At 44.0% G+C, this 18830-nt stretch carries 22 protein-coding genes; 14 read left to right on the top strand and 8 right to left on the bottom strand.

All coding sequences use genetic code 11. The features are described from left to right. Positions 1–70 precede the first annotated feature (70 nt). The 3 genes from BQ7480_RS14090 (at position 71) to rprY (ending at position 4749) form a co-directional block, all read left to right on the top strand. Positions 71–2230 (top strand): elongation factor G, encoded by a 2160-nt coding sequence (locus BQ7480_RS14090; RefSeq protein ID WP_072543363.1) that lies wholly within the window; start codon positions 71–73, stop codon positions 2228–2230. 266 nt (positions 2231–2496) lie between these two features. Further along, positions 2497–4047, top strand: a complete 1551-nt coding sequence (locus tag BQ7480_RS14085) for a sensor histidine kinase (RefSeq protein ID WP_072543362.1) — start codon at positions 2497–2499, stop codon at positions 4045–4047. A gap of 3 nt (positions 4048–4050) precedes the next feature. Continuing rightward, positions 4051–4749 (top strand): response regulator transcription factor RprY, encoded by a 699-nt coding sequence (rprY, locus tag BQ7480_RS14080; RefSeq protein WP_007563193.1) that lies wholly within the window; start codon positions 4051–4053, stop codon positions 4747–4749. Between the two features lie 82 nt (positions 4750–4831). Here rprY and BQ7480_RS17980 read toward each other — a convergent pair whose 3' ends face one another. Together BQ7480_RS17980 and BQ7480_RS14075 are read right to left on the bottom strand one after the other, a co-directional pair. Then, positions 4832–5008: a hypothetical protein gene (locus BQ7480_RS17980; protein ID WP_167363326.1), complete on the bottom strand. Its 177-nt coding sequence runs from the start codon at positions 5006–5008 to the stop codon at positions 4832–4834. A gap of 185 nt (positions 5009–5193) precedes the next feature. Beyond that, on the bottom strand, positions 5194–5640 hold the full coding sequence (locus BQ7480_RS14075; protein ID WP_072543361.1) for a MarR family winged helix-turn-helix transcriptional regulator: 447 nt from the start codon (positions 5638–5640) through the stop codon (positions 5194–5196). A gap of 203 nt (positions 5641–5843) precedes the next feature. Between BQ7480_RS14075 and rpsF the strand changes: the two genes are divergently transcribed. From rpsF to rplI, 3 genes are read left to right on the top strand one after another with little or no spacing between them, the layout of a single operon-like run. Further along, on the top strand, positions 5844–6191 hold the full coding sequence (rpsF, locus tag BQ7480_RS14070; protein ID WP_007563184.1) for a 30S ribosomal protein S6: 348 nt from the start codon (positions 5844–5846) through the stop codon (positions 6189–6191). Between the two features lie 2 nt (positions 6192–6193). Beyond that, positions 6194–6463, top strand: a complete 270-nt coding sequence (gene rpsR / locus BQ7480_RS14065) for a 30S ribosomal protein S18 (RefSeq protein ID WP_005841178.1) — start codon at positions 6194–6196, stop codon at positions 6461–6463. Positions 6464–6481: 18 nt separating this feature from the next. Continuing rightward, positions 6482–6931, top strand: coding sequence for a 50S ribosomal protein L9 (gene rplI, locus BQ7480_RS14060; RefSeq protein WP_022353203.1), 450 nt, complete (start codon positions 6482–6484; stop codon positions 6929–6931). A gap of 305 nt (positions 6932–7236) precedes the next feature. Here the strand turns inward: rplI and BQ7480_RS14055 are convergent, their stop codons facing one another. Next, complete coding sequence (locus BQ7480_RS14055; protein WP_072543360.1) at positions 7237–7437, bottom strand: PG1828 family lipoprotein; 201 nt, start codon at positions 7435–7437, stop codon at positions 7237–7239. Between the two features lie 304 nt (positions 7438–7741). On the opposite strand from BQ7480_RS14055, the gene mtaB reads away from it, so the two are divergent. After that, entirely contained in the window at positions 7742–9058 is a 1317-nt protein-coding gene (mtaB, locus tag BQ7480_RS14050; protein ID WP_072543359.1) for a tRNA (N(6)-L-threonylcarbamoyladenosine(37)-C(2))-methylthiotransferase MtaB, read from the top strand. Further along, complete coding sequence (locus BQ7480_RS14045) at positions 9055–10086, top strand: glycosyltransferase family 2 protein (protein ID WP_072543358.1); 1032 nt, start codon at positions 9055–9057, stop codon at positions 10084–10086. The genes mtaB and BQ7480_RS14045 overlap by 4 nt, the downstream gene beginning before the upstream one ends. Here BQ7480_RS14045 and BQ7480_RS14040 read toward each other — a convergent pair. The 5 genes from BQ7480_RS14040 to BQ7480_RS14020 are packed head-to-tail and all read right to left on the bottom strand — an operon-like array spanning position 10083 to position 12893. Further along, positions 10083–10670 carry a Maf-like protein gene (locus BQ7480_RS14040; protein WP_072543357.1) on the bottom strand — a complete coding sequence of 196 codons (588 nt, stop codon included), beginning with the start codon at positions 10668–10670 and terminating at the stop codon, positions 10083–10085. The two genes, BQ7480_RS14045 and BQ7480_RS14040, sit on opposite strands and share 4 nt — an antisense overlap. A 22-nt stretch (positions 10671–10692) precedes the next feature. Continuing rightward, entirely contained in the window at positions 10693–11211 is a 519-nt protein-coding gene (locus BQ7480_RS14035) for a KdsC family phosphatase (protein ID WP_072544058.1), read from the bottom strand. Between the two features lie 10 nt (positions 11212–11221). Further along, the gene (locus BQ7480_RS14030) at positions 11222–12025 is read right to left on the bottom strand and encodes a Rossmann-like and DUF2520 domain-containing protein (protein ID WP_072543356.1); all 804 of its coding nucleotides are present in this window, start codon (positions 12023–12025) and stop codon (positions 11222–11224) included. Then, positions 12022–12357, bottom strand: coding sequence for a hypothetical protein (locus tag BQ7480_RS14025; RefSeq protein WP_072543355.1), 336 nt, complete (start codon positions 12355–12357; stop codon positions 12022–12024). The genes BQ7480_RS14030 and BQ7480_RS14025 overlap by 4 nt, the downstream gene beginning before the upstream one ends. Further along, the gene (locus tag BQ7480_RS14020; protein ID WP_072543354.1) at positions 12357–12893 is read right to left on the bottom strand and encodes a nitroreductase family protein; all 537 of its coding nucleotides are present in this window, start codon (positions 12891–12893) and stop codon (positions 12357–12359) included. The genes BQ7480_RS14025 and BQ7480_RS14020 overlap by 1 nt, the downstream gene beginning before the upstream one ends. A gap of 75 nt (positions 12894–12968) precedes the next feature. Here BQ7480_RS14020 and BQ7480_RS14015 point away from each other — a divergent pair, with 75 nt between their 5' ends. The 6 genes from BQ7480_RS14015 (at position 12969) to BQ7480_RS13990 (ending at position 18675) form a co-directional block, all read left to right on the top strand. Continuing rightward, entirely contained in the window at positions 12969–13937 is a 969-nt protein-coding gene (locus BQ7480_RS14015) for a GNAT family N-acetyltransferase (protein ID WP_072543353.1), read from the top strand. Between the two features lie 163 nt (positions 13938–14100). Continuing rightward, positions 14101–14505, top strand: coding sequence for a methylmalonyl-CoA epimerase (gene mce, locus BQ7480_RS14010; protein WP_072543352.1), 405 nt, complete (start codon positions 14101–14103; stop codon positions 14503–14505). Between the two features lie 48 nt (positions 14506–14553). Then, positions 14554–16107 carry an acyl-CoA carboxylase subunit beta gene (locus BQ7480_RS14005; protein ID WP_072543351.1) on the top strand — a complete coding sequence of 518 codons (1554 nt, stop codon included), beginning with the start codon at positions 14554–14556 and terminating at the stop codon, positions 16105–16107. 25 nt (positions 16108–16132) lie between these two features. After that, on the top strand, positions 16133–17062 hold the full coding sequence (locus BQ7480_RS14000; RefSeq protein WP_072544057.1) for an OadG family transporter subunit: 930 nt from the start codon (positions 16133–16135) through the stop codon (positions 17060–17062). A gap of 21 nt (positions 17063–17083) precedes the next feature. After that, positions 17084–17512, top strand: a complete 429-nt coding sequence (locus BQ7480_RS13995) for a biotin/lipoyl-containing protein (protein WP_007563146.1) — start codon at positions 17084–17086, stop codon at positions 17510–17512. A gap of 2 nt (positions 17513–17514) precedes the next feature. Continuing rightward, entirely contained in the window at positions 17515–18675 is a 1161-nt protein-coding gene (locus tag BQ7480_RS13990) for a sodium ion-translocating decarboxylase subunit beta (protein WP_072543350.1), read from the top strand. Positions 18676–18830 lie beyond the last annotated feature (155 nt).

Here is an 18830-nt window from a genome sequence, read left to right as displayed (position 1 = left end):
TGCGCTTCGTTAAAAAATAAGAGATATGAAAAGCATATCCTTTCGTTACTAAACTAAATCTTGAAATACCATGAAAGTATATCAGACAAACGAAATCAAGAACATTGCCCTTCTCGGTAATGACGGCTCAGGTAAAACCACTCTCACAGAAGCCTTGCTCTATGAGAGTGGTATTATAAAACGTCGCGGAAGAATTACTGCCAAGAATACGGTGAGTGATTATTTCCCGGTGGAGCAGGAATATGGGTATTCAGTATTTTCTACTGTATATCATGTGGAATGGAACGGGAAGAAACTCAATATCATAGACTGCCCGGGAAGTGATGACTTCGTAGGGGCTGCCATTACCGCGTTGAATGTGACTGATACTGCCATCTTGTTGCTGAACGGGCAATATGGTCCGGAAGTGGGTACGCAGAATCACTTCCGTTATACTGAAAAACTGGGTAAACCGGTGATTTTCCTGGTGAACCAGCTGGATAGTGAAAAATGTGATTTCGACCATGTGCTTGAACAGTTGAAAGAGAATTATGGCTCTAAGGTTGTTCCGGTTCAGTATCCGTTGGCTACAGGACCCGACTTCAATTCGTTGATTGATGTACTTTTAATGAAGAAATATTCTTGGGGACCTGACGGTGGAGCACCTACCATCGAAGATATTCCGGCGGAAGAGATGGAAAAAGCGCAGGAATGGCATAAGACTTTGGTGGAAGCCGCTGCGGAACATGATGAAAGTCTGATGGAGAAATTCTTTGAGGCTGAATCACTGACGGAAGACGAAATGCGTGAAGGTATCCGAAAGGGATTGGCAGCCAGAGGGATGTTCCCTGTATTCTGTGTGTGTGCCGGAAAAGACATGGGTGTTCGCCGTTTGATGGAATTCCTGGGCAACGTGGTTCCGTTTGTAGATGAAATGCCGGTGGTGCATAACACACGCGGTGTACCTGTTCCTCCTGATCCGAATGGTCCGACTTCACTTTATTTCTTTAAAACGGCTGTAGAACCTCATATCGGTGATGTACAGTATTTCAAGGTGATGAGTGGAGTGGTTCACGAAGGAGACGACTTGAGCAATGCCGATCGTGGCTCGAAGGAACGTATGGCACAGCTTTATGTGTGTGCAGGTGCCACTCGTGAAAAAGTGGATGAACTTCGTGCGGGAGATATCGGTTGTACGGTGAAACTGAAAGACGTAAAGACTGGAAATACGTTGAACGGCAAGGATTGTGAAAACCGTTTCAACTTTATCAAGTATCCGAATCCGAAATATACAAGAGCCATCAAACCGGTCAATGAAGCGGATACAGAAAAGATGATGGCGGTATTGAATCGTATGCGTGAGGAAGATCCGACATGGGTCGTAGAGCAATCCAAAGAACTGCGTCAGATTCTGGTACACGGACAAGGTGAGTTCCATTTGCGTACGTTGAAATGGCGTCTGGAAAACAATGAGAAATTGCCGATTCAGTTCTATGAACCGAAGATTCCTTATCGTGAAACCATCACAAAGGCTGCACGTGCCGACTATCGTCATAAAAAGCAGTCGGGAGGCGCCGGTCAGTTTGGTGAAGTACACTTGATTGTAGAGCCATATTATGAAGGTATGCCAGCTCCGGAGACCTACAAGTTCAACGGACAGGAATATAAGATGAACGTGAAAGGTACGGAAGTTATCGACCTGGAATGGGGTGGAAAACTGGTATTCGTGAACAGTGTGGTAGGTGGAGCCATCGATGCACGTTTCATGCCGGCTATTTTGAAAGGTATCATGAGCCGTATGGAGCAAGGTCCGTTGACAGGTTCTTATGCACGTGACGTACGTGTCATTGTGTATGATGGAAAGATGCATCCGGTAGATTCCAATGAAATTTCCTTTATGTTGGCTGGACGTCATGCATTCAGTGAAGCCTTCAAGAATGCCGGTCCGAAGATTCTGGAACCGATTTATGATGTAGAAGTGTTCGTGCCAAGCGATAAATTGGGTGACGTGATGAGCGATATGCAGGGACGTCGCGGTATGATTATGGGCATGACCAGTGAAAAAGGTTACGAGAAGCTGAGTGCCAAGGTTCCTCTGAAGGAAATGTCGAACTATTCTACTGCTTTGAGCTCATTGACTGGAGGGCGCGCTTCGTTTATCATGAAGTTTGCCAGCTATGAACTGGTTCCGACGGATGTACAGACCAAGTTGATGAAAGAATTTGAAGAGCAAGAAAAGGACGAAGCATAAGTGCTAGTTGTGATTTTTATAGATAAAAAGGCTGCGTTTCTTAAAAAACGCGGCCTTTTTTGTTTAACTTTGCTTAAACAAATCGGCTTGTTTATTTGTTATTAATCTAATATTTTATTATTTTTGCGATGTGTGTGGGTGAAAAAGTGACGATGATGAATGTTTTATCAGGTAAAATTCGGATTTTGGTTAATATACGACAAACGCCGGTTTAAAGCTTGTTAAGTAGCTAGTGTGGTATTTGTGAGGTTGTTAAATTTGCCCGTATGAAAAAGTCTACTATTTGGATATTAGGAGTTGTAATGGGACTGTCCTTTTTAAGCTTGCTTTATCTGCAGGTGAGCTACATTGAAGAGATGGTCAAAATGCGGCGCAGTCAGTTTGAAGAGAATGTGAACCGCAGTCTGGGTAAGGCTGTGCATAATCTGGAACTGGTAGAAACGAAAAGATATCTTGAAAAAGATGTCGCGGCGCAAGAACGGGCGGCACTTTTATCGAAAAGATACCAGGAGGGAAATGACGCGGGAGAGAATGTGGTAGAGCATCATCAATACACGATTACGGCTCCCGACGGTTCTACTTACTCCACGTTTGAATTAAAGACTATCATGAATCGGCCTTCCAATGTGCCGAAAGTCGTGATTTCTACGGGGAGGACTATCCCACAAACCTCACGTGCCTTGCAGGAGGTGTTGAAGGAGCGTTATGTGTACCAACGGGCGTTGCTTGACGAGGTGGTTTATAACATCCTCTATACGGCAAGTGACAAACCGCTGAAGGAAAGAATCAACTTTAAGCAGCTGGATCATTTCCTGAAAACGGAACTGTTCAATAACGGGATAGATATACCCTATCACTTTTCAGTGACAGACCGGGATGGAAAAGAGGTGTACCGTTGTTCGGATTATGTGCATGATGACGAGAAGGTTTATTCCAGATTGATTTTTGAGAAAGATCCTCCGGCCAAAATGGGATTTGTGAATATCTTTTTCCCCACATTGGATAACTATATTTTTAGTTCGGTGAAATTCATGATACCTTCCATTATTTTTACGGTGGTATTGCTGATTACCTTTATTTTTACGATTTACATTATTTTCCGTCAGAAACGCCTGACAGAGATAAAGAATGATTTCATCAATAATATGACGCATGAGTTTAAAACTCCGATTTCTACCATATCTCTGGCCGCACAGATGTTGAATGACCCGGCGGTAGGTAAGTCGCCTGTCATGTTCAAGCATATCTCCGGCGTTATTAACGATGAGACGAAGCGTTTGAGGTTCCAGGTGGAAAAGGTGTTGCAGATGTCTATGTTTGAAAGACAGAGTGTGACGCTGAAAAAGAAGGAAATCGATGCCCATGAACTGATTAACGGAGTGGTGAATACCTTCCGTTTGAAGGTCGAAAAGAATAACGGTACGCTGGATGCGGAATTGAATGCACAGGATCCTGTTATTTTTGTGGATGAGATGCACTTTACGAATGTGATATTCAATTTGCTGGATAATGCGGTGAAATATAAGAGTCCGGATCGGGATATTGCTTTGAAGATTCGTACTTGGAACGAAACCGGTAAGCTGTGCATATCCATAGAGGATAATGGAATTGGTATTAAGAAGGAGAATTTAAAAAAGATATTTGATAAGTTCTACCGGGTACATACTGGGAACTTGCATGACGTGAAAGGCTTTGGCCTCGGATTGGCTTATGTGAAGAAAATAATTACAGACCATAAGGGGGCTATCCGTGCCGAGAGTGAATTGAACGTAGGAACGAAATTTATAATAACGATACCACTATTTAAAGAAGAATAAGATATGGACGACAAATTGCGTATTTTGTTATGCGAAGATGACGAGAATCTTGGCATGCTTTTGAGAGAATATTTACAGGCGAAAGGTTATAACGCCGATCTTTTCCCAGATGGAGAAGTTGGTTTTAAGGCTTTCCTGAAGAGTAAATATGATTTGGTTGTGACCGATGTGATGATGCCGAGAAAAGATGGTTTTACCTTGGCACAGGAAATTCGTCAGGCAAATGCGGAAGTGCCTATTATTTTCTTGACGGCAAAGACTTTGAAGGAAGATATATTGGAAGGCTTTAAGATTGGTGCGGACGATTATATCACGAAACCCTTCAGTATGGAAGAATTGACTTTCCGTATTGAGGCTATTCTGCGCCGTGTACGTGGCAAACGTAATCGTGAAAGTACGGTGTATAAAATTGGCCGCTTTACGTTTGATACCCAGAAGCAGATTTTGTCTATCGGTGACAAGCAGACGAAATTGACTACGAAAGAATCTGAATTGTTAGGTTTGCTTTGTGCGCATGCCAATGAAATTTTGCAGCGTGATTTTGCATTAAAGACTATCTGGATTGATGACAACTATTTCAATGCAAGAAGTATGGATGTGTATATCACTAAGTTGCGTAAGCATTTGAAGGAAGATGATTCAATTGAAATCATCAATATCCATGGAAAGGGATATAAATTGATTACTCCGGAAGGTGAATAAGACTCAGTTTCCGAGTGAGCAATAAAAAAGCCTGAATTGAAAAATTCAGGCTTTTTTATTGCTGTTTTTTGGCTGAGAAAATTCAGTCTGTAATTCTTTTGTTCAGGATGATGTAAGCAATTAGTCCTATTACCACAAGTGCCAAGGAACCTCCTAATACGGCGTTGTTGTTCACATTACCCACTGCATAGCTTGCAATGAGAATCACAGCACCAATGATGACTAATATCACTCCTAAATTCTGTAATAAGCTTTTCATGTGTGTCTTCTTTTTATGGTTTATTTATTCATGGTTACAAATTAAAGCATAATTCTTCTATTCAAAAAATTATTTCGTGAAAAAAAACGGAAATTCAAGCATATATATACTGCCTTTTATAAAAGCTTGACAAATGTAATGATTTTTAGCTTTCTTGTAAGCATTGGCTGTGTGGAAATACGTGTCTAATCCTTGGTGTTGGTGAATATTTTGCGAAGCACTTCCTGGCTTACTCTCAGTTCTTCCAAGGTAAGTCCGTGCAAGGCTTCTTTTAATGTCTTGTTGGCAATGAACCGTGCTTTCTCTTCCAATTTCTTGCCGTTTTCGGTCAGATGGATTTTATTGGTACGGCGGTCTTTCTTGTCCGGTACACGTATCACTAAGTGCTGCTTTTCCATGTTGTCAATTAGGCGGGTCATACTGGGCTTATCCTTGAAAGTGGCGTTGCACAATTCTTGTTGGGTTACTCCGTCTTTTTCCCATAGGTAGAGTAGTACGGTCCATTGTTCAGGCGTAATTTCCATGTCGTTCAAACGGAAGTTGCGGATTAACTTACGGTTGATGGCGGCAGATACTTTCCCATTCAGGATGGCAAATATTAGTTGAATGTCAAAATTGAACTGTTCTATCATGTAATTATTGTTTAAGCAACTTTGCAAATATACGATATTTCATGTAGATTAAAATAAGGAAAAGGCTTCTTCTTGGGTAATTCATCTTTTTTTAAGAATCTTTATTGTATAAATCATTGAGAAACTTTGGTTTCTTGATTGAAAAGTCGTACCTTTGCCGCGCAAATAAAAAATCATTATTAATAATTTAATCAACGAATAGTATGAATCAATACGAAACCGTTTTCATTTTAACTCCCGTTTTGTCTGATGTTCAGATGAAGGAAGCGGTAGAGAAGTTCAAAGCTATCCTGACTCAGGAAGGTGCGGAGATCATCAATGAAGAAAACTGGGGATTGAAGAAATTGGCTTACCCAATTCAGAAAAAATCTACAGGATTCTATCAGCTGATTGAATTCAAAGCAGAACCGTCTGTAATCGAGAAGCTGGAAGTAAACTACCGTCGTGACGAACGTGTAATCCGTTTCTTGACTTTCAAGATGGATAAGTATGCTGCAGAATACGCTGCTAAGAGAAGAAATGTAAAATCAACTAAAAAGGAGGAAAACTAATCATGGCACAGCAACAATCAGAAATCAGATATTTAACTCCGCCTTCAGTAGACGTGAAGAAGAAAAAATACTGTCGTTTCAAAAAGAGCGGTATTAAGTATATCGACTACAAAGATCCTGAATTCTTGAAGAAATTTTTGAACGAACAGGGAAAGATCCTTCCGCGCCGTATTACAGGTACTTCATTGAAGTTCCAGCGTCGTATTGCGCAGGCTGTTAAGAGAGCTCGTCACTTGGCTTTGCTGCCTTTCGTAACTGATATGATGAAATAATAAAGGAGGAATAAGAATATGGAACTGATTTTGAAAGAAGACGTAGTTAACTTGGGCTACAAGAATGATATTGTAACCGTTAAGTCTGGTTATGGTCGTAACTATCTTATTCCGACTGGTAAAGCAGTGATTGCTTCTCCGGCTGCAAAGAAAATGTTGGCTGAAGAATTGAAGCAGCGTGCTCATAAATTGGAGAAGATTAAGAAAGATGCTGAAGCTGTAGCAGAAACACTGAAGGGCGTTTCATTGACTATTGCTACTAAGGTTAGTGCAACTGGTTCAATCTATGGTTCAGTAGGCAGCATTCAGATTGCTGATGAATTGGCTAAGTTGGGTCACAACATCGATCGTAAGATTATCGTTGTAAAAGACAATGTAAAGGAAGTTGGACACTACAAAGCTATCGTTAAACTTCACAAGGAAGTTTCTGTAGAAATTCCTTTCGAAGTTGTCGCAGAAGAAGCTTAATTCGTATCTGTAAATACTTGATAAATCCCCCGAATGGACGTTTGTCTGTTCGGGGTTTTTAATTTTTGTCTGATGAGTAAGGAGGCGGTAATAGGGCTGGGTGGTTGTAGATTTTGTTAGTGGTTGTTCGGGATGAGGGTGAGTAGGGAGGGATAGGAGAGAGGGTGTTGTAATGGATTGCCTCTAGATGAAAAAGGTTGGGAAGAAATAGAAGTGTGTGGAAATCGTATATTACAGCAAAAAAGGCATAAAAAAAAGTCTGTAGGCTGAGCTTACAGACTTTCAATTCTCTCTAGTGTTCGAGATTATTCAGCTACTACTGCAGAGTCAGCAGATACTGCAGCTGAGTCGCAAACTACTGCTGCTGAATCAACAACCGGAGCTGCTTCTTCAACTACTGCTACTGAATCTGAATCAGATGCTGCTTCACTGTTAGCTGCTTTGTTTCCGCAAGAAGCGAAAGAAACTGCAGCAAATGCTACGAACAAAAATACTAATTTTTTCATTTTCTTTGCTTTTTAAATCTGTAATACTTATGTTGTTTTCTTAAAACGTTGCAAAGATATAGACTTTTCTAATACGTTGTTCACTTTTGAGCGATTTTTTTTCAAAAAAATATGTTTTAAAACTTATCTGCTTGAATTATAACGTGTTGCAAAACATATTTTTTTGTTTTTTAATTTGATATTTTTTTAGAAGAAGAATGAAAAGCCCTCAAAAACTCCTAATGGAGACTTCAATCTATGCGAACTCGTTTCATGAGTCGTGAATTATGTGTACCTTTGCAGACTTCTAAAATGATAAAGAGATATGATTGATACAACTATTTTTCAGGATAAAGTAGCTGTTTATTATACGCTGGGCTGCAAGTTAAACTTTGCAGAGACTTCTTCTATTGGTAAGACTTTAAAAGAGGCGGGAGTTCGTACGGCTCGGAAAGGTGAGAAGGCAGACATTTGTGTGATTAATACCTGTTCGGTGACGGAGATGGCCGACAAGAAATGCCGTCAGGCGATTCATCGTCTTTCCCGCCAGCATCCGGGGGCCTTTATTGTGGTGACTGGATGTTATGCACAGTTAAAACCAGGACAGGTGGCTGATATAGAAGGAGTAGACTTGGTCTTAGGGGCAGAGCAGAAAGGTGAACTTATGAAATATTTGGGTAATTTGGAAAAGCATGCTCATGGTGAGGCGGTAGTGACGGCTACGAAAGATATCCGCACTTTTTCGCCTTCTTGTTCACGCGGTGACCGTACCCGTTATTTCTTGAAAGTGCAAGACGGTTGCGATTATTTCTGTTCTTATTGTACTATTCCTTTTGCCCGTGGGCGAAGCCGAAATGGAAAGATTGAAGATTTGGTGGCACAAGCTCGTCAGGCGGCAGCTGAAGGTGGAAAAGAAATTGTGTTGACCGGGGTGAATATCGGAGATTTTGGGAAAACTACCGGAGAAACCTTTTTTGATTTGGTCAAGGCGCTGGACGAGGTGGAAGGCATTGAACGTTACCGTATCTCTTCCATTGAGCCAAATCTGTTGACGGATGATATTATTGAGTATGTAGCCCGTTCCCGTCGTTTCATGCCTCATTTCCATATTCCCTTGCAGTCTGGCTGCGATGAAGTGTTGAAGTTGATGCGTCGCCGTTATGATACCGCCTTGTTTGCGGAGAAAGTGGCTAAGATAAAGTCCTTGATGCCTGATGCTTTTATAGGTGTGGATGTGATTGTGGGGACGAGAGGAGAGACCCCTGAATATTTTGAGCGTGCGTATGAGTTTATTAAAAGTTTGGATGTAACACAGCTGCACGTGTTCAGCTATTCTGAGCGTCCCGGGACACAGGCCTTAAAAATAGATTATGTAGTTCCTGCGCCTGAAAAACACGCCAGAAGTCAGCGGCTGCTTGAATTATCGGATGAGAAGACGAAGGCCTTCTATGCCAGTCATATAGGGCTGGAAGCGGAAGTACTGATGGAAAAATCCAAGTCAGGTGCCCCTATGCACGGTTTTACGAAGAACTATATCCGGGTGGAGTTGGCTCATGATGAGAAACTGGACAATCATCTGGTGAAAGTCCGTCTGGGAGATTTCAACGAAGACGAAACGTCGCTTAAAGGTACAATTTTATGATAAAGACAGCAGTGGTCATCTTGAATTGGAACGGCGAGGCAATGCTTCGTCAGTTCCTTCCTTCGGTGGTTTCCGGTTCTTGTGAAGAAGGGACAGTGGTATATGTCGCAGACAATGCGTCTACCGATGATTCGTGTGCGGTGGTAGAAAAAGAATTTCCTTCTGTACAATTAATACGTCTGGACAGAAACTACGGTTTTGCCGAGGGATATAACCGAGCTTTACAACAGGTCGAGGCTGAATATGTGGTATTGTTGAATAGTGATGTAGAGGTGACCGAAGGTTGGCTTCGGGATATGGTGGCTTATATGGATGTCCATCCCGATACAGTTGCCTGCCAGCCTAAAATTCTTTCTTATCGTCATCGAAACATGTTTGAATATGCAGGTGCCAGTGGAGGTTTTATGGACCGTTATGGTTATCCGTTTTGTCGTGGACGTGTGATGGATACGGTGGAAGAGGATAAAGGTCAATATGAGGAGATTATCCCGGTATTCTGGGCTACAGGAGCTGCTTTGCTGATTCGCCTGGAGGTCTATCGGAAAATCGGGGGACTGGATGCCCGCTTTTTTGCTCACATGGAAGAAATCGATTTGTGCTGGCGTTTGCGCAGCCGAGGATTTCAATTGGTCTGTGTCCCTTCAAGTAAGGTGTATCACGTGGGAGGAGCTACGTTGAAGAAAGAAAATCCACGGAAAACCTTTTTGAATTTCCGCAATAATCTGCTGATGCTCTATAAGAATTTGCCGGAAGAAGAGCTTGCTCCGGTGATGCGTGTGCGTACTATTCTGGATTATTGTGCTGCCCTTGTCTGGCTGTTGAAAGGTGATTGGGCCAATGTGAAAGCCGTGTGTGAGGCACGGAAGGAATTTCACCGTCTCCGCCCACAGTTCGCAGCCGACCGTCGGCACAACTTGGCGAATACCGTATTGAAAACAATTCCTGAGCGGTGGGGTTTCAGTTTGATTTGGCAGGCAAAAATAAAGGGCCGAAACACCTATTCAGCCCTTTCTAGAGTTTTGCATTAAAGTTTCTTGAGCTCTTGGTACAGGCGTTGCACCGGGAGTCCCATGACATTGAAATACGAACCTTCCAATTTCGATACACCTACGAAGCCAATCCATTCCTGCACTCCGTAGGCTCCGGCTTTATCCAAGGGTTGATATGTTTTTACATAAAATTCTATTTCGTCTTCGGTCAGCGTGTCGAAGGTTACCTGTGTCATTGCCGAGAACGTGCGTTGTATTTCTCGGGTGGTCAGGCAAACACCGGTAATCACTTGGTGGGTATCACCAGAAAGCTCCCGCAGCATCTCTTTGGCTTCTTCCAACGACTTGGGTTTCCCTAACACTTTTCCGTGGATGTATACTACCGTATCTGCCGTGATAATCAGTTCATCTTCTCCCATGGTATTACGATAGGCATCTGCTTTTTTACGTGAGATGTACATCGGTATCTCTTCTCCTTTCAGGTAATCCGGATAACTTTCGTCAATTCCCGGTAACACTCTTATTGTGTAGCCTAGGTTCAGTCCGCTCAACAATTCCTGGCGACGCGGGGAATTGGAAGCCAATACAATTTTATAATGTTGAATATTCTCCAGTGGTTTCATGTCTTTATAAATCTTCAATGGTTTACCAGCCAAAAGCGGCCTGTCCGGCCATCCATTTTCCTTGTGCTTTCAGTACCTGTTCAATCACATCTCTTCCGCAACCATATCCACCTTTGCAATGAGAAATGTATTTGCTGATGGCTTTGATTTCCGGAGCTGCATCCGCCGGACAGCAGGGCAATCCTACCAGTTGCATCACTTCATAGTCCGGAATATCGTCTCCCATGTAAAGTACTTCTTCCGGTTGTAGGTTGTATTTAGTCAGCAATTCCTGATATTCACGGGTCTTGATGGCGGCTCCCAGGCAGACATCCTTGATACCCAATCCCTCGTAGCGTTTGCGTACGGCTTCTGTTTTTCCTCCTGTGATAATGGCTACATGAAGGCCACATTTCACGGCTAACTGAAGAGCATATCCGTCTTTGATATCGACAGAGCGCATCGGCTCTCCATCCGGGTGCAGGAAAATGGTTTCCGCACTCAATACTCCGTCCACGTCGAAGAACAGAGCTTTTATTTTCGTCAAATCGTAATTAATCATATTTGGATTTTTATTTCTGATGTTCAGTTTCATATTGGTGGATATGCAGGCTCAGTATCCGGTAGATTTCGGCCAGTTGTGGTTCTTCTTCTTTCAGCATGTTCAGATGCCGGTGGATGACATTCTCGTCATACCTTCGGGCAGGGCCTGTCTGCGCTTCGACGGGCGGCAGTTCGTGTACTTTCCGGGCAGTTTCGTCAATCAGGGGCAGCATGGTTTCAAAAGGCAGCTGATGTGCCGTGAGCAAATGCTCGCAGATGGCATACATGTGGTTGCTGAAGTTGCAGGCAAATACGGCTGCGATGTGCAGGTATTTCCGTTGTGCAGAAGTGACTTCATATACCTTGGGACTCAAGACTTCGGCAATCTTTCGGAGCTGTAAAAGGTTTTCTGCCGTATTGGCTTCAATGAAGAACGGAATTTCTTCTATCCGTACTTCCCGCTGCCTGCTGAAAGTTTGCATGGGGTATGCTACGCCATAGTTCTTTTGTTTTCCTTTCCACACCTCCATGGGCATGCTTCCTGCCGTATGCAGGTAGAGCGCATTGGGATTGCAGTGAGTCAATTGTGAAATAACCGTTTCCAGTACGGCATCTTTTACCGAAACAATGTATATGTCAGCTTTTGCGTGGATTTGTGTCAGTTGGGTAGTCCATTCGCATCCCAGTATGTCTGCTAACGTACGGGCAGACTCTTCGGTTCGGCTGTACACCTGCTGTAACTGGAAGCCCTTTTGTTGCAAGGCTTTTGAAAGATGAGTGGCCACGTTGCCAGCCCCGATGCATACAATCGATTTGTTATTCGTGTTCATCATCCGCGTGAAGATAAGAAATACAATAAAACTCCAATGGCCAGCAGGACTGCAGGTAACAGAAATGTCGATATTTGTCCCAGCAGGGAAATCACCAGCCCGATGTTTTGTATCAGCCAGATACCCAATAGAATGAGGCCAACCGACTTGTCACTTTTAAACCATAGGTAAATTACGGCTGCATAGAGTAGCATGGTATCTTTCTGCATTACCCATGGTAGTCCCAGATTCCCGAATCCCACCCATTTGTCAATCAGATAGAGCAGTCCCGTCAGTACGAGGAAAACGGCGGTAGCCCGGTACGTATCCTTGTGTTTACCTATTGCTGTAGCCATTATTTTCCTCCATATTTATTAATGTGTACCTTTTCCCATTGCAGGTGTGACTCGTCGAAAGGCTTTCGCTCCATTCCTTTGTGTCCTATGGCGATGATAGACAGTACTTGTAATTGTAAGGGAAGATCCAGCAATTCGTGGACATATTCGTTGGCAGACAGACCGTTGGCTGTGAAACGTTCCCTGATTTGGACCCAGCAACTTCCCAATCCCAGATCTTCGGCTTGCAATTGTATCATGATAGAGGCGATGGAAGCATCTTCAATCCACACATCACTGGCAAGAGGGTCGGCTGTAACCACAATGGCTACCGCTGCATCTTTTACAAAGGCAGCTCCCGATTCCTTGCAGAAAGAAAGCTTTTCCAATGTGTCTTTGTCGTCGATGACAATAAACTGCCAGCAGTTGGAGCGTTTGGATGAGGGAGACATCAAGGCTGCTTTCAGTAAGGTGAGCACTTGGTCTTGGGTAAGTTCCTCACCTGTGAATTTACGCATACTTCGCCTGTTTCTAATTAAATCACTGAAGTTTTCCATAAAAAATAAGTTTACGTGGACAAATATAAGGCTTCCCTGTTAAATCCTCAATAAAAAAATGTAAATTTGCGTGACATGAGCATCCGTTTAGCTACATATTACCACGCTAAGGATGTACCCGAACTGCCGGGTTCCAACATCTTTCATTCTACCGAACTGTTTCATGTATTGGAACAGACGAAAGGATACTGTCCACGTTTACTGGTCGCTTACGAAGGAGTGACCCCTGTGGGTAAGTTACTGTGTATTTTGCGTAAGAGTACGCGCCTGAGTCGTTTTGTGGAGAAAGGATATGCGTATGGAGTGGGTGAATATTTTCCTTCCTCTTACCGAAGGGAAGAGATTTTTCGGGAATTGCTCTCGTATTTTACCCTTCAATTTGCTGATCGGGCTTTTGTGTTGGAGTTTCGTAATTTGGAAGAGCCTCTGTTTGGCTATCGCTATTTTCGTCGGAACGGTTATTTCCCTGTCCGCTGGCTACGGGTTCGTAATTCTCTTCACCATGATTCCTTGGACAAATGGATGAGTACTTCCCGTAAAAAGCAAATCAGTCACGGACTGAAGAATGGGGCTGTTATTGAGGTGGCTCATACAAAGGAAGAGCTGAACGCTTTTTTTAGCATGTTAAAACGTTATTATTCGCCCAAAATTCACCGTTATTTGCCGGATATAGGATTTTTCAGTACTTTGTTGGAACATTTTTCCCATTGTGGAAAGATTTTTATCGTGCGTTACAAGGATAAAATTATTGGGGGGTCCGTATGTCTGTTCTCGGGGAGTGATGCCTACCTTTTATTCTCCGGAGGGATGCGTAAAAGTTATCCTTTGCAGTATCCGGGTGTGCTGGCTGTATGGGGAGCCATTCGATATGCCCGTTCACAAGGATGTGATCACTTTGAGTTTATTGATGCCGGTCTGCCTTTTAAGAAATACGGTTATCGCGACTTTATTCTGCGTTTTGGAGGAAAGCAGATGAGCAGCCGTCGTTGGTTTCATGTGCGTTGGGGGTGGCTCAACCGATTACTTACCAAAATCTATGTATAGCTGTTGAAACGGAAGCCATAAAGGGATTAAGCTCTCTTTAAACAACGGGTATTCTTTGAAAAAATCGTCAAAAAGTTTCTTTTTTCACCGCAATTTTCTTTTCTTTGTCTGTGTGTATCTGATACACAGCTTTAAATTAATACCCATAAAAAACAATTCTATTATGAAAATTTCTCACATTGAACATTTGGGCATCGCAGTCAAAAGTATTGAAGAAGCCCTTCCTTATTATGAAAACGTCCTCGGATTGAAATGCTATAACATAGAAACCGTAGAAGACCAGAAGGTAAAGACTGCTTTCTTGAAATGTGGTGACACAAAAATCGAATTATTGGAACCGACGGGTCCGGACAGTACTATAGCCAAGTTTATTGAAAACCGCGGGATGGGCGTACATCATGTGGCTTTTGCAGTAGAAGACGGAGTGGCAAATGCGTTGGCACAGGCAGAAGAAGCAGGAATCCGTTTGATTGACAAGGTTCCCCGTAAAGGAGCAGAAGGACTGCATATTGCTTTCCTGCACCCGAAATCAACCATGGGAGTATTGACAGAACTTTGTGAAAAATAACCCGGCAGAAACCTCTTTTTTATTTTATCCATATTAAAGACTAATACCATGAGTAACCAACTTGAAAAAGTAAAAGAACTGATAGAGCTTCGTGCGCAGGCTCGTCTGGGTGGCGGCACGAAAGCCATCGACAAACAACATGATAAAGGAAAGTACACTGCACGTGAACGTATAGCCATGCTCCTTGATGAAGGAAGCTTTGAAGAAATGGACATGTTCGTGCAGCATCGCTGTACAAATTTCGGAATGGACAAGAAACATTATTTGGGAGACGGCGTCGTAACCGGTTACGGGACTATCGAAGGCCGTCTGGTTTATGTTTTTGCTCAGGATTTCACCGTTTCTGCCGGTTCCTTGTCAGAAACCATGTCGTTGAAAATTTGTAAGGTGATGGATATGGCCATGAAGATGGGGGCGCCATGTATCGGATTGAACGACTCTGGAGGTGCACGTATTCAGGAAGGTATCAATGCCTTGGCGGGTTATGCGGAAATTTTCCAGCGCAATATCCTAGCTTCAGGAGTGATTCCGCAGATTTCCGGTATCTTTGGTCCTTGTGCAGGAGGTGCAGTATATTCTCCGGCCTTGACAGACTTCACCTTGATGATGGAAGGTACTTCTTACATGTTCCTTACAGGTCCGAAGGTAGTGAAAACGGTGACAGGAGAGGATGTGTCACAGGAAGATTTGGGAGGTGCCAGTGTCCATTCCACTCGTTCAGGTGTGACGCATTTTACGGCAGCTACTGAAGAAGAAGGCTTGGCATTGATTCGTAAATTGTTGAGCTATATCCCACAGAACAATCTGGAAGAGCCTCCTTATGTGGACTGTATGGACCCGATTGATCGTTTGGAAGATTCACTCAACGAAATTATTCCTGACAGCCCGAACAAGGCATACGATATGTACGAAGTAATCGGTGCCATTGTCGATAATGGGGAGTTTCTCGAAGTGCAGCGTGATTTTGCCAAGAATATCATCATCGGTTTTGCTCGCTTTAACGGACAGTCGGTCGGTATCGTTGCCAACCAACCGAAGTTTCTGGCCGGTGTGCTCGATTGCAATGCATCCCGTAAAGCCGCTCGTTTCGTCCGTTTCTGTGACGCTTTCAATATTCCTATCGTATCATTGGTGGATGTGCCGGGCTTCTTGCCGGGTACGGGACAAGAATACAATGCCGTCATTCTGCACGGAGCCAAACTGTTGTATGCTTATGGAGAGGCCACTGTACCTAAAGTGACGGTTACTCTTCGCAAGTCGTATGGAGGTTCTCACATTGTGATGAGCTGTAAGCAGTTGCGGGGCGACATGAATTATGCATGGCCAACTGCCGAAATTGCCGTAATGGGTGGAGCCGGTGCTGTAGAAGTGTTGTATGCTAAGGAAGCCAAGGAAGCTCCCGACCCGAAAGCCTTCATGGCAGAGAAGGAAGCTGAATATACGAAGCTGTTTGCCAACCCGTATAATGCAGCTAAGTATGGCTATATTGATGATGTCATTGAGCCGCGTAACACGCGTTTCCGTATTATCCGCGCCTTGCAGCAGTTGCAGACCAAGAAACTGACCAATCCGGCCAAGAAACACGGTAATATTCCTTTGTAATAGTAACTAAAAAACGACAATAATGATGAAAATACATAAAAGCGGAATATTTCTGGCCCTGTTGCTGTTGGTTGGTTTCTCGTCCTGTAAAGAACAGAACACCACTTCCAAGCTGCTCATCAATGAGGTGCTGGTGGATAATGAAGCCAATTTTCAGGACGATTATGGCGTACACAGTGGATGGGTGGAAATATTCAACAGAGCATACAGTAGTGCCGACTTGGCTGGATGTTATCTGAGGGTAAGTAGTCAGCCTGGTGATACCCTTTCTTATTTTATTCCGAAAGGGGATGTGTTGACCCTGTTGAAGCCTCGCCAGCATGCCTTGTTTTGGGCTGACGGTGCACCAAGAAGAGGTACGTTCCATACGAATTTTGTCTTGAGCAAGACACAGGACAACTGGATTGGTTTGTATGATTCGGGTAAGAAGCTGTTAGACCAGGTAGTCGTTCCGGCAGGTGTGCTTCAAGCCGATCAGTCGTATGCACGTGTGGGGGATGGTTCTAAGGAATGGGAGGTAAAAGGTGGAAGCGAGGATAAATACGTGACTCCGAGCACCAACAACCAGACCATTGAAAGCAACCCGAAGATGGAAAAGTTCGAACAGCATGACCCGGTAGGTATCGGCATGGCCATTTCTGCTATGAGCGTGGTATTTTTCGGGTTGATATTGCTTTACCTCTGTTTCAAGTTTGTAGGTAAGTTGGCTGTCAAGTTGCGTAAACGCAATGCGATGAAGGCCCAGAATGTGACCGACAAGCAGGAGGCAAAGGAACGCAAGCTAGGTGAAGCTCCGGGTGAAGTGATTGCCGCCATTTCCATGGCTTTGCATGAAGCCCAAGGTGCCGACCACGATGTGGAAGAAACCATTCTGACCATCAGTCGGGTGAAACGAAGCTATTCACCATGGAGTTCCAAGATTTATACCTTGCGTGAGACTCCTCATAAGAAATAACCTCTAAAGAAAAAGATAACCATGAAAGAATACAGATATAAAATCAACGGAAATCTTTATAAGGTGACCGTGGGAGACATAGAAGACAACAACGTACATGTAGAAGTGAATGGAACGGCCTATACCGTAGAACTGGAGAAAAAGGCCGGTCCGAAAATTAAACCGGTAGTTCGCACGGCAGCTACCACTCCGGCTGCTCCTCCTCCAGCTGTAAGCCGTCCGGTAGTAGCAGGAAGCAAATCGGGTATCAAGTCTCCGCTTCCGGGTGTCATTCTGGAAATCAAGGTGAAAGAAGGAGATACCGTGAAACGTGGGCAGACGCTGCTTGTGCTTGAAGCCATGAAGATGGAAAACGACATCAAAGCCGACCGTGACGGTAAGGTGACTGCCATCAAGGTGAGCAAAGGAGAATCAATACTCGAAGGTACAGACCTGATAATCATTGAATAATTATGGGAGAATTTGCTAGTTTTTTACAGAATAACCTGGCCGATTTCTGGACCTATACCGGCTTTCATAACGCCACTATCCAGCATGTGGTGATGATTCTGGTCGGTATCTTTTTCATTTATCTGGCTGTGGCAAAAGAGTTTGAGCCGATGTTACTGATTCCCATCGGCTTTGGTATCTTGATTGGTAACATTCCCTTCAACATGGAGGCTGGCCTGAAAGTCGGGCTTTATGAAGAGGGTTCCGTTCTGAATATTCTATACCAGGGAGTGACCTCCGGCTGGTATCCGCCCCTCATCTTCTTGGGTATCGGGGCCATGACCGATTTTTCGGCCTTGATATCCAATCCAAAGCTGATGTTGATTGGGGCGGCTGCACAGTTCGGTATTTTTGGAGCTTACATGATTGCCCTTGCTTGGGGGTTCGACCCGATGCAGGCAGGAGCCATCGGTATTATTGGTGGTGCCGACGGTCCGACAGCTATTTTCCTTTCGTCCAAGCTGGCACCTAACTTGATGGGAGCGATTGCCGTGTCGGCTTATTCTTACATGGCCCTTGTACCTGTGATACAACCGCCTATCATGCGTTTGCTTACCACCAAGAAGGAGCGGCTGATCCGCATGAAAGCACCTCGTGCCGTATCCCACACAGAAAAGGTGATGTTCCCGATTGTAGGCTTGTTGTTGACCTGTTTCCTGGTTCCGTCCGGTTTGCCTTTGCTGGGTATGCTGTTCTTCGGTAACTTGTTGAAGGAAAGTGGCGTGACCCGTCGTCTGGCTGAAACAGCCCGTGGTCCGCTGATTGATACCATCACTATCCTGTTGGGACTTACCGTGGGAGCTTCCACGCAGGCTTCTGAGTTCCTGACCGTGGACTCTTTGAAGATTTTCGGTCTGGGTGCCTTGTCATTCGTGATTGCCACCGCTTCCGGTGTGATTTTCGTGAAGATATTCAACCTGATTCTTCCCAAAAACGATAAAATCAATCCGCTTATTGGTAATGCCGGTGTATCTGCGGTACCCGACTCTGCCCGTATTTCGCAGGTGGTAGGGTTGGAATACGATCCGAGTAACTACCTGCTGATGCACGCCATGGGTCCGAACGTGGCCGGTGTCATCGGTTCGGCAGTAGCTGCCGGTATTTTGCTGGGATTCTTGATTTAAAAAATCACCATAGCATAGGAAAGAGGGATGCATGTTCAACCGTGCGTCCCTCTTCTGTTTTTGTATGGGGCAAGTAGAGATGATTCTCTTTTGTCCCATTTATTTTGGTAAAGTGTCTTTATGAATATACCTCGGTACAATCGTGCGGAGACCTC

Source organism: Bacteroides mediterraneensis, from assembly GCF_900128455.1.
GTDB classification, from domain to species: Bacteria; Bacteroidota; Bacteroidia; order Bacteroidales; family Bacteroidaceae; genus Phocaeicola; species Phocaeicola mediterraneensis.
Note: the sequence above shows the minus strand (reverse complement) of the source record. Positions and strands in the feature narration are given on the sequence as shown.

Coding starts and splice junctions, on each gene's coding strand:
- BQ7480_RS14090 (WP_072543363.1), top strand. CDS start 71: ATGAAAGTATATCAGACAAACGAAATCAAGAACATTGCCCTTCTCGGT.
- BQ7480_RS14085 (WP_072543362.1), top strand. CDS start 2,497: ATGAAAAAGTCTACTATTTGGATATTAGGAGTTGTAATGGGACTGTCC.
- rprY (WP_007563193.1), top strand. CDS start 4,051: ATGGACGACAAATTGCGTATTTTGTTATGCGAAGATGACGAGAATCTT.
- BQ7480_RS17980 (WP_167363326.1), bottom strand. CDS start 5,008: ATGAAAAGCTTATTACAGAATTTAGGAGTGATATTAGTCATCATTGGT.
- BQ7480_RS14075 (WP_072543361.1), bottom strand. CDS start 5,640: ATGATAGAACAGTTCAATTTTGACATTCAACTAATATTTGCCATCCTG.
- rpsF (WP_007563184.1), top strand. CDS start 5,844: ATGAATCAATACGAAACCGTTTTCATTTTAACTCCCGTTTTGTCTGAT.
- rpsR (WP_005841178.1), top strand. CDS start 6,194: ATGGCACAGCAACAATCAGAAATCAGATATTTAACTCCGCCTTCAGTA.
- rplI (WP_022353203.1), top strand. CDS start 6,482: ATGGAACTGATTTTGAAAGAAGACGTAGTTAACTTGGGCTACAAGAAT.
- BQ7480_RS14055 (WP_072543360.1), bottom strand. CDS start 7,437: ATGAAAAAATTAGTATTTTTGTTCGTAGCATTTGCTGCAGTTTCTTTC.
- mtaB (WP_072543359.1), top strand. CDS start 7,742: ATGATTGATACAACTATTTTTCAGGATAAAGTAGCTGTTTATTATACG.
- BQ7480_RS14045 (WP_072543358.1), top strand. CDS start 9,055: ATGATAAAGACAGCAGTGGTCATCTTGAATTGGAACGGCGAGGCAATG.
- BQ7480_RS14040 (WP_072543357.1), bottom strand. CDS start 10,670: ATGAAACCACTGGAGAATATTCAACATTATAAAATTGTATTGGCTTCC.
- BQ7480_RS14035 (WP_072544058.1), bottom strand. CDS start 11,211: ATGATTAATTACGATTTGACGAAAATAAAAGCTCTGTTCTTCGACGTG.
- BQ7480_RS14030 (WP_072543356.1), bottom strand. CDS start 12,025: ATGATGAACACGAATAACAAATCGATTGTATGCATCGGGGCTGGCAAC.
- BQ7480_RS14025 (WP_072543355.1), bottom strand. CDS start 12,357: ATGGCTACAGCAATAGGTAAACACAAGGATACGTACCGGGCTACCGCC.
- BQ7480_RS14020 (WP_072543354.1), bottom strand. CDS start 12,893: ATGGAAAACTTCAGTGATTTAATTAGAAACAGGCGAAGTATGCGTAAA.
- BQ7480_RS14015 (WP_072543353.1), top strand. CDS start 12,969: ATGAGCATCCGTTTAGCTACATATTACCACGCTAAGGATGTACCCGAA.
- mce (WP_072543352.1), top strand. CDS start 14,101: ATGAAAATTTCTCACATTGAACATTTGGGCATCGCAGTCAAAAGTATT.
- BQ7480_RS14005 (WP_072543351.1), top strand. CDS start 14,554: ATGAGTAACCAACTTGAAAAAGTAAAAGAACTGATAGAGCTTCGTGCG.
- BQ7480_RS14000 (WP_072544057.1), top strand. CDS start 16,133: ATGAAAATACATAAAAGCGGAATATTTCTGGCCCTGTTGCTGTTGGTT.
- BQ7480_RS13995 (WP_007563146.1), top strand. CDS start 17,084: ATGAAAGAATACAGATATAAAATCAACGGAAATCTTTATAAGGTGACC.
- BQ7480_RS13990 (WP_072543350.1), top strand. CDS start 17,515: ATGGGAGAATTTGCTAGTTTTTTACAGAATAACCTGGCCGATTTCTGG.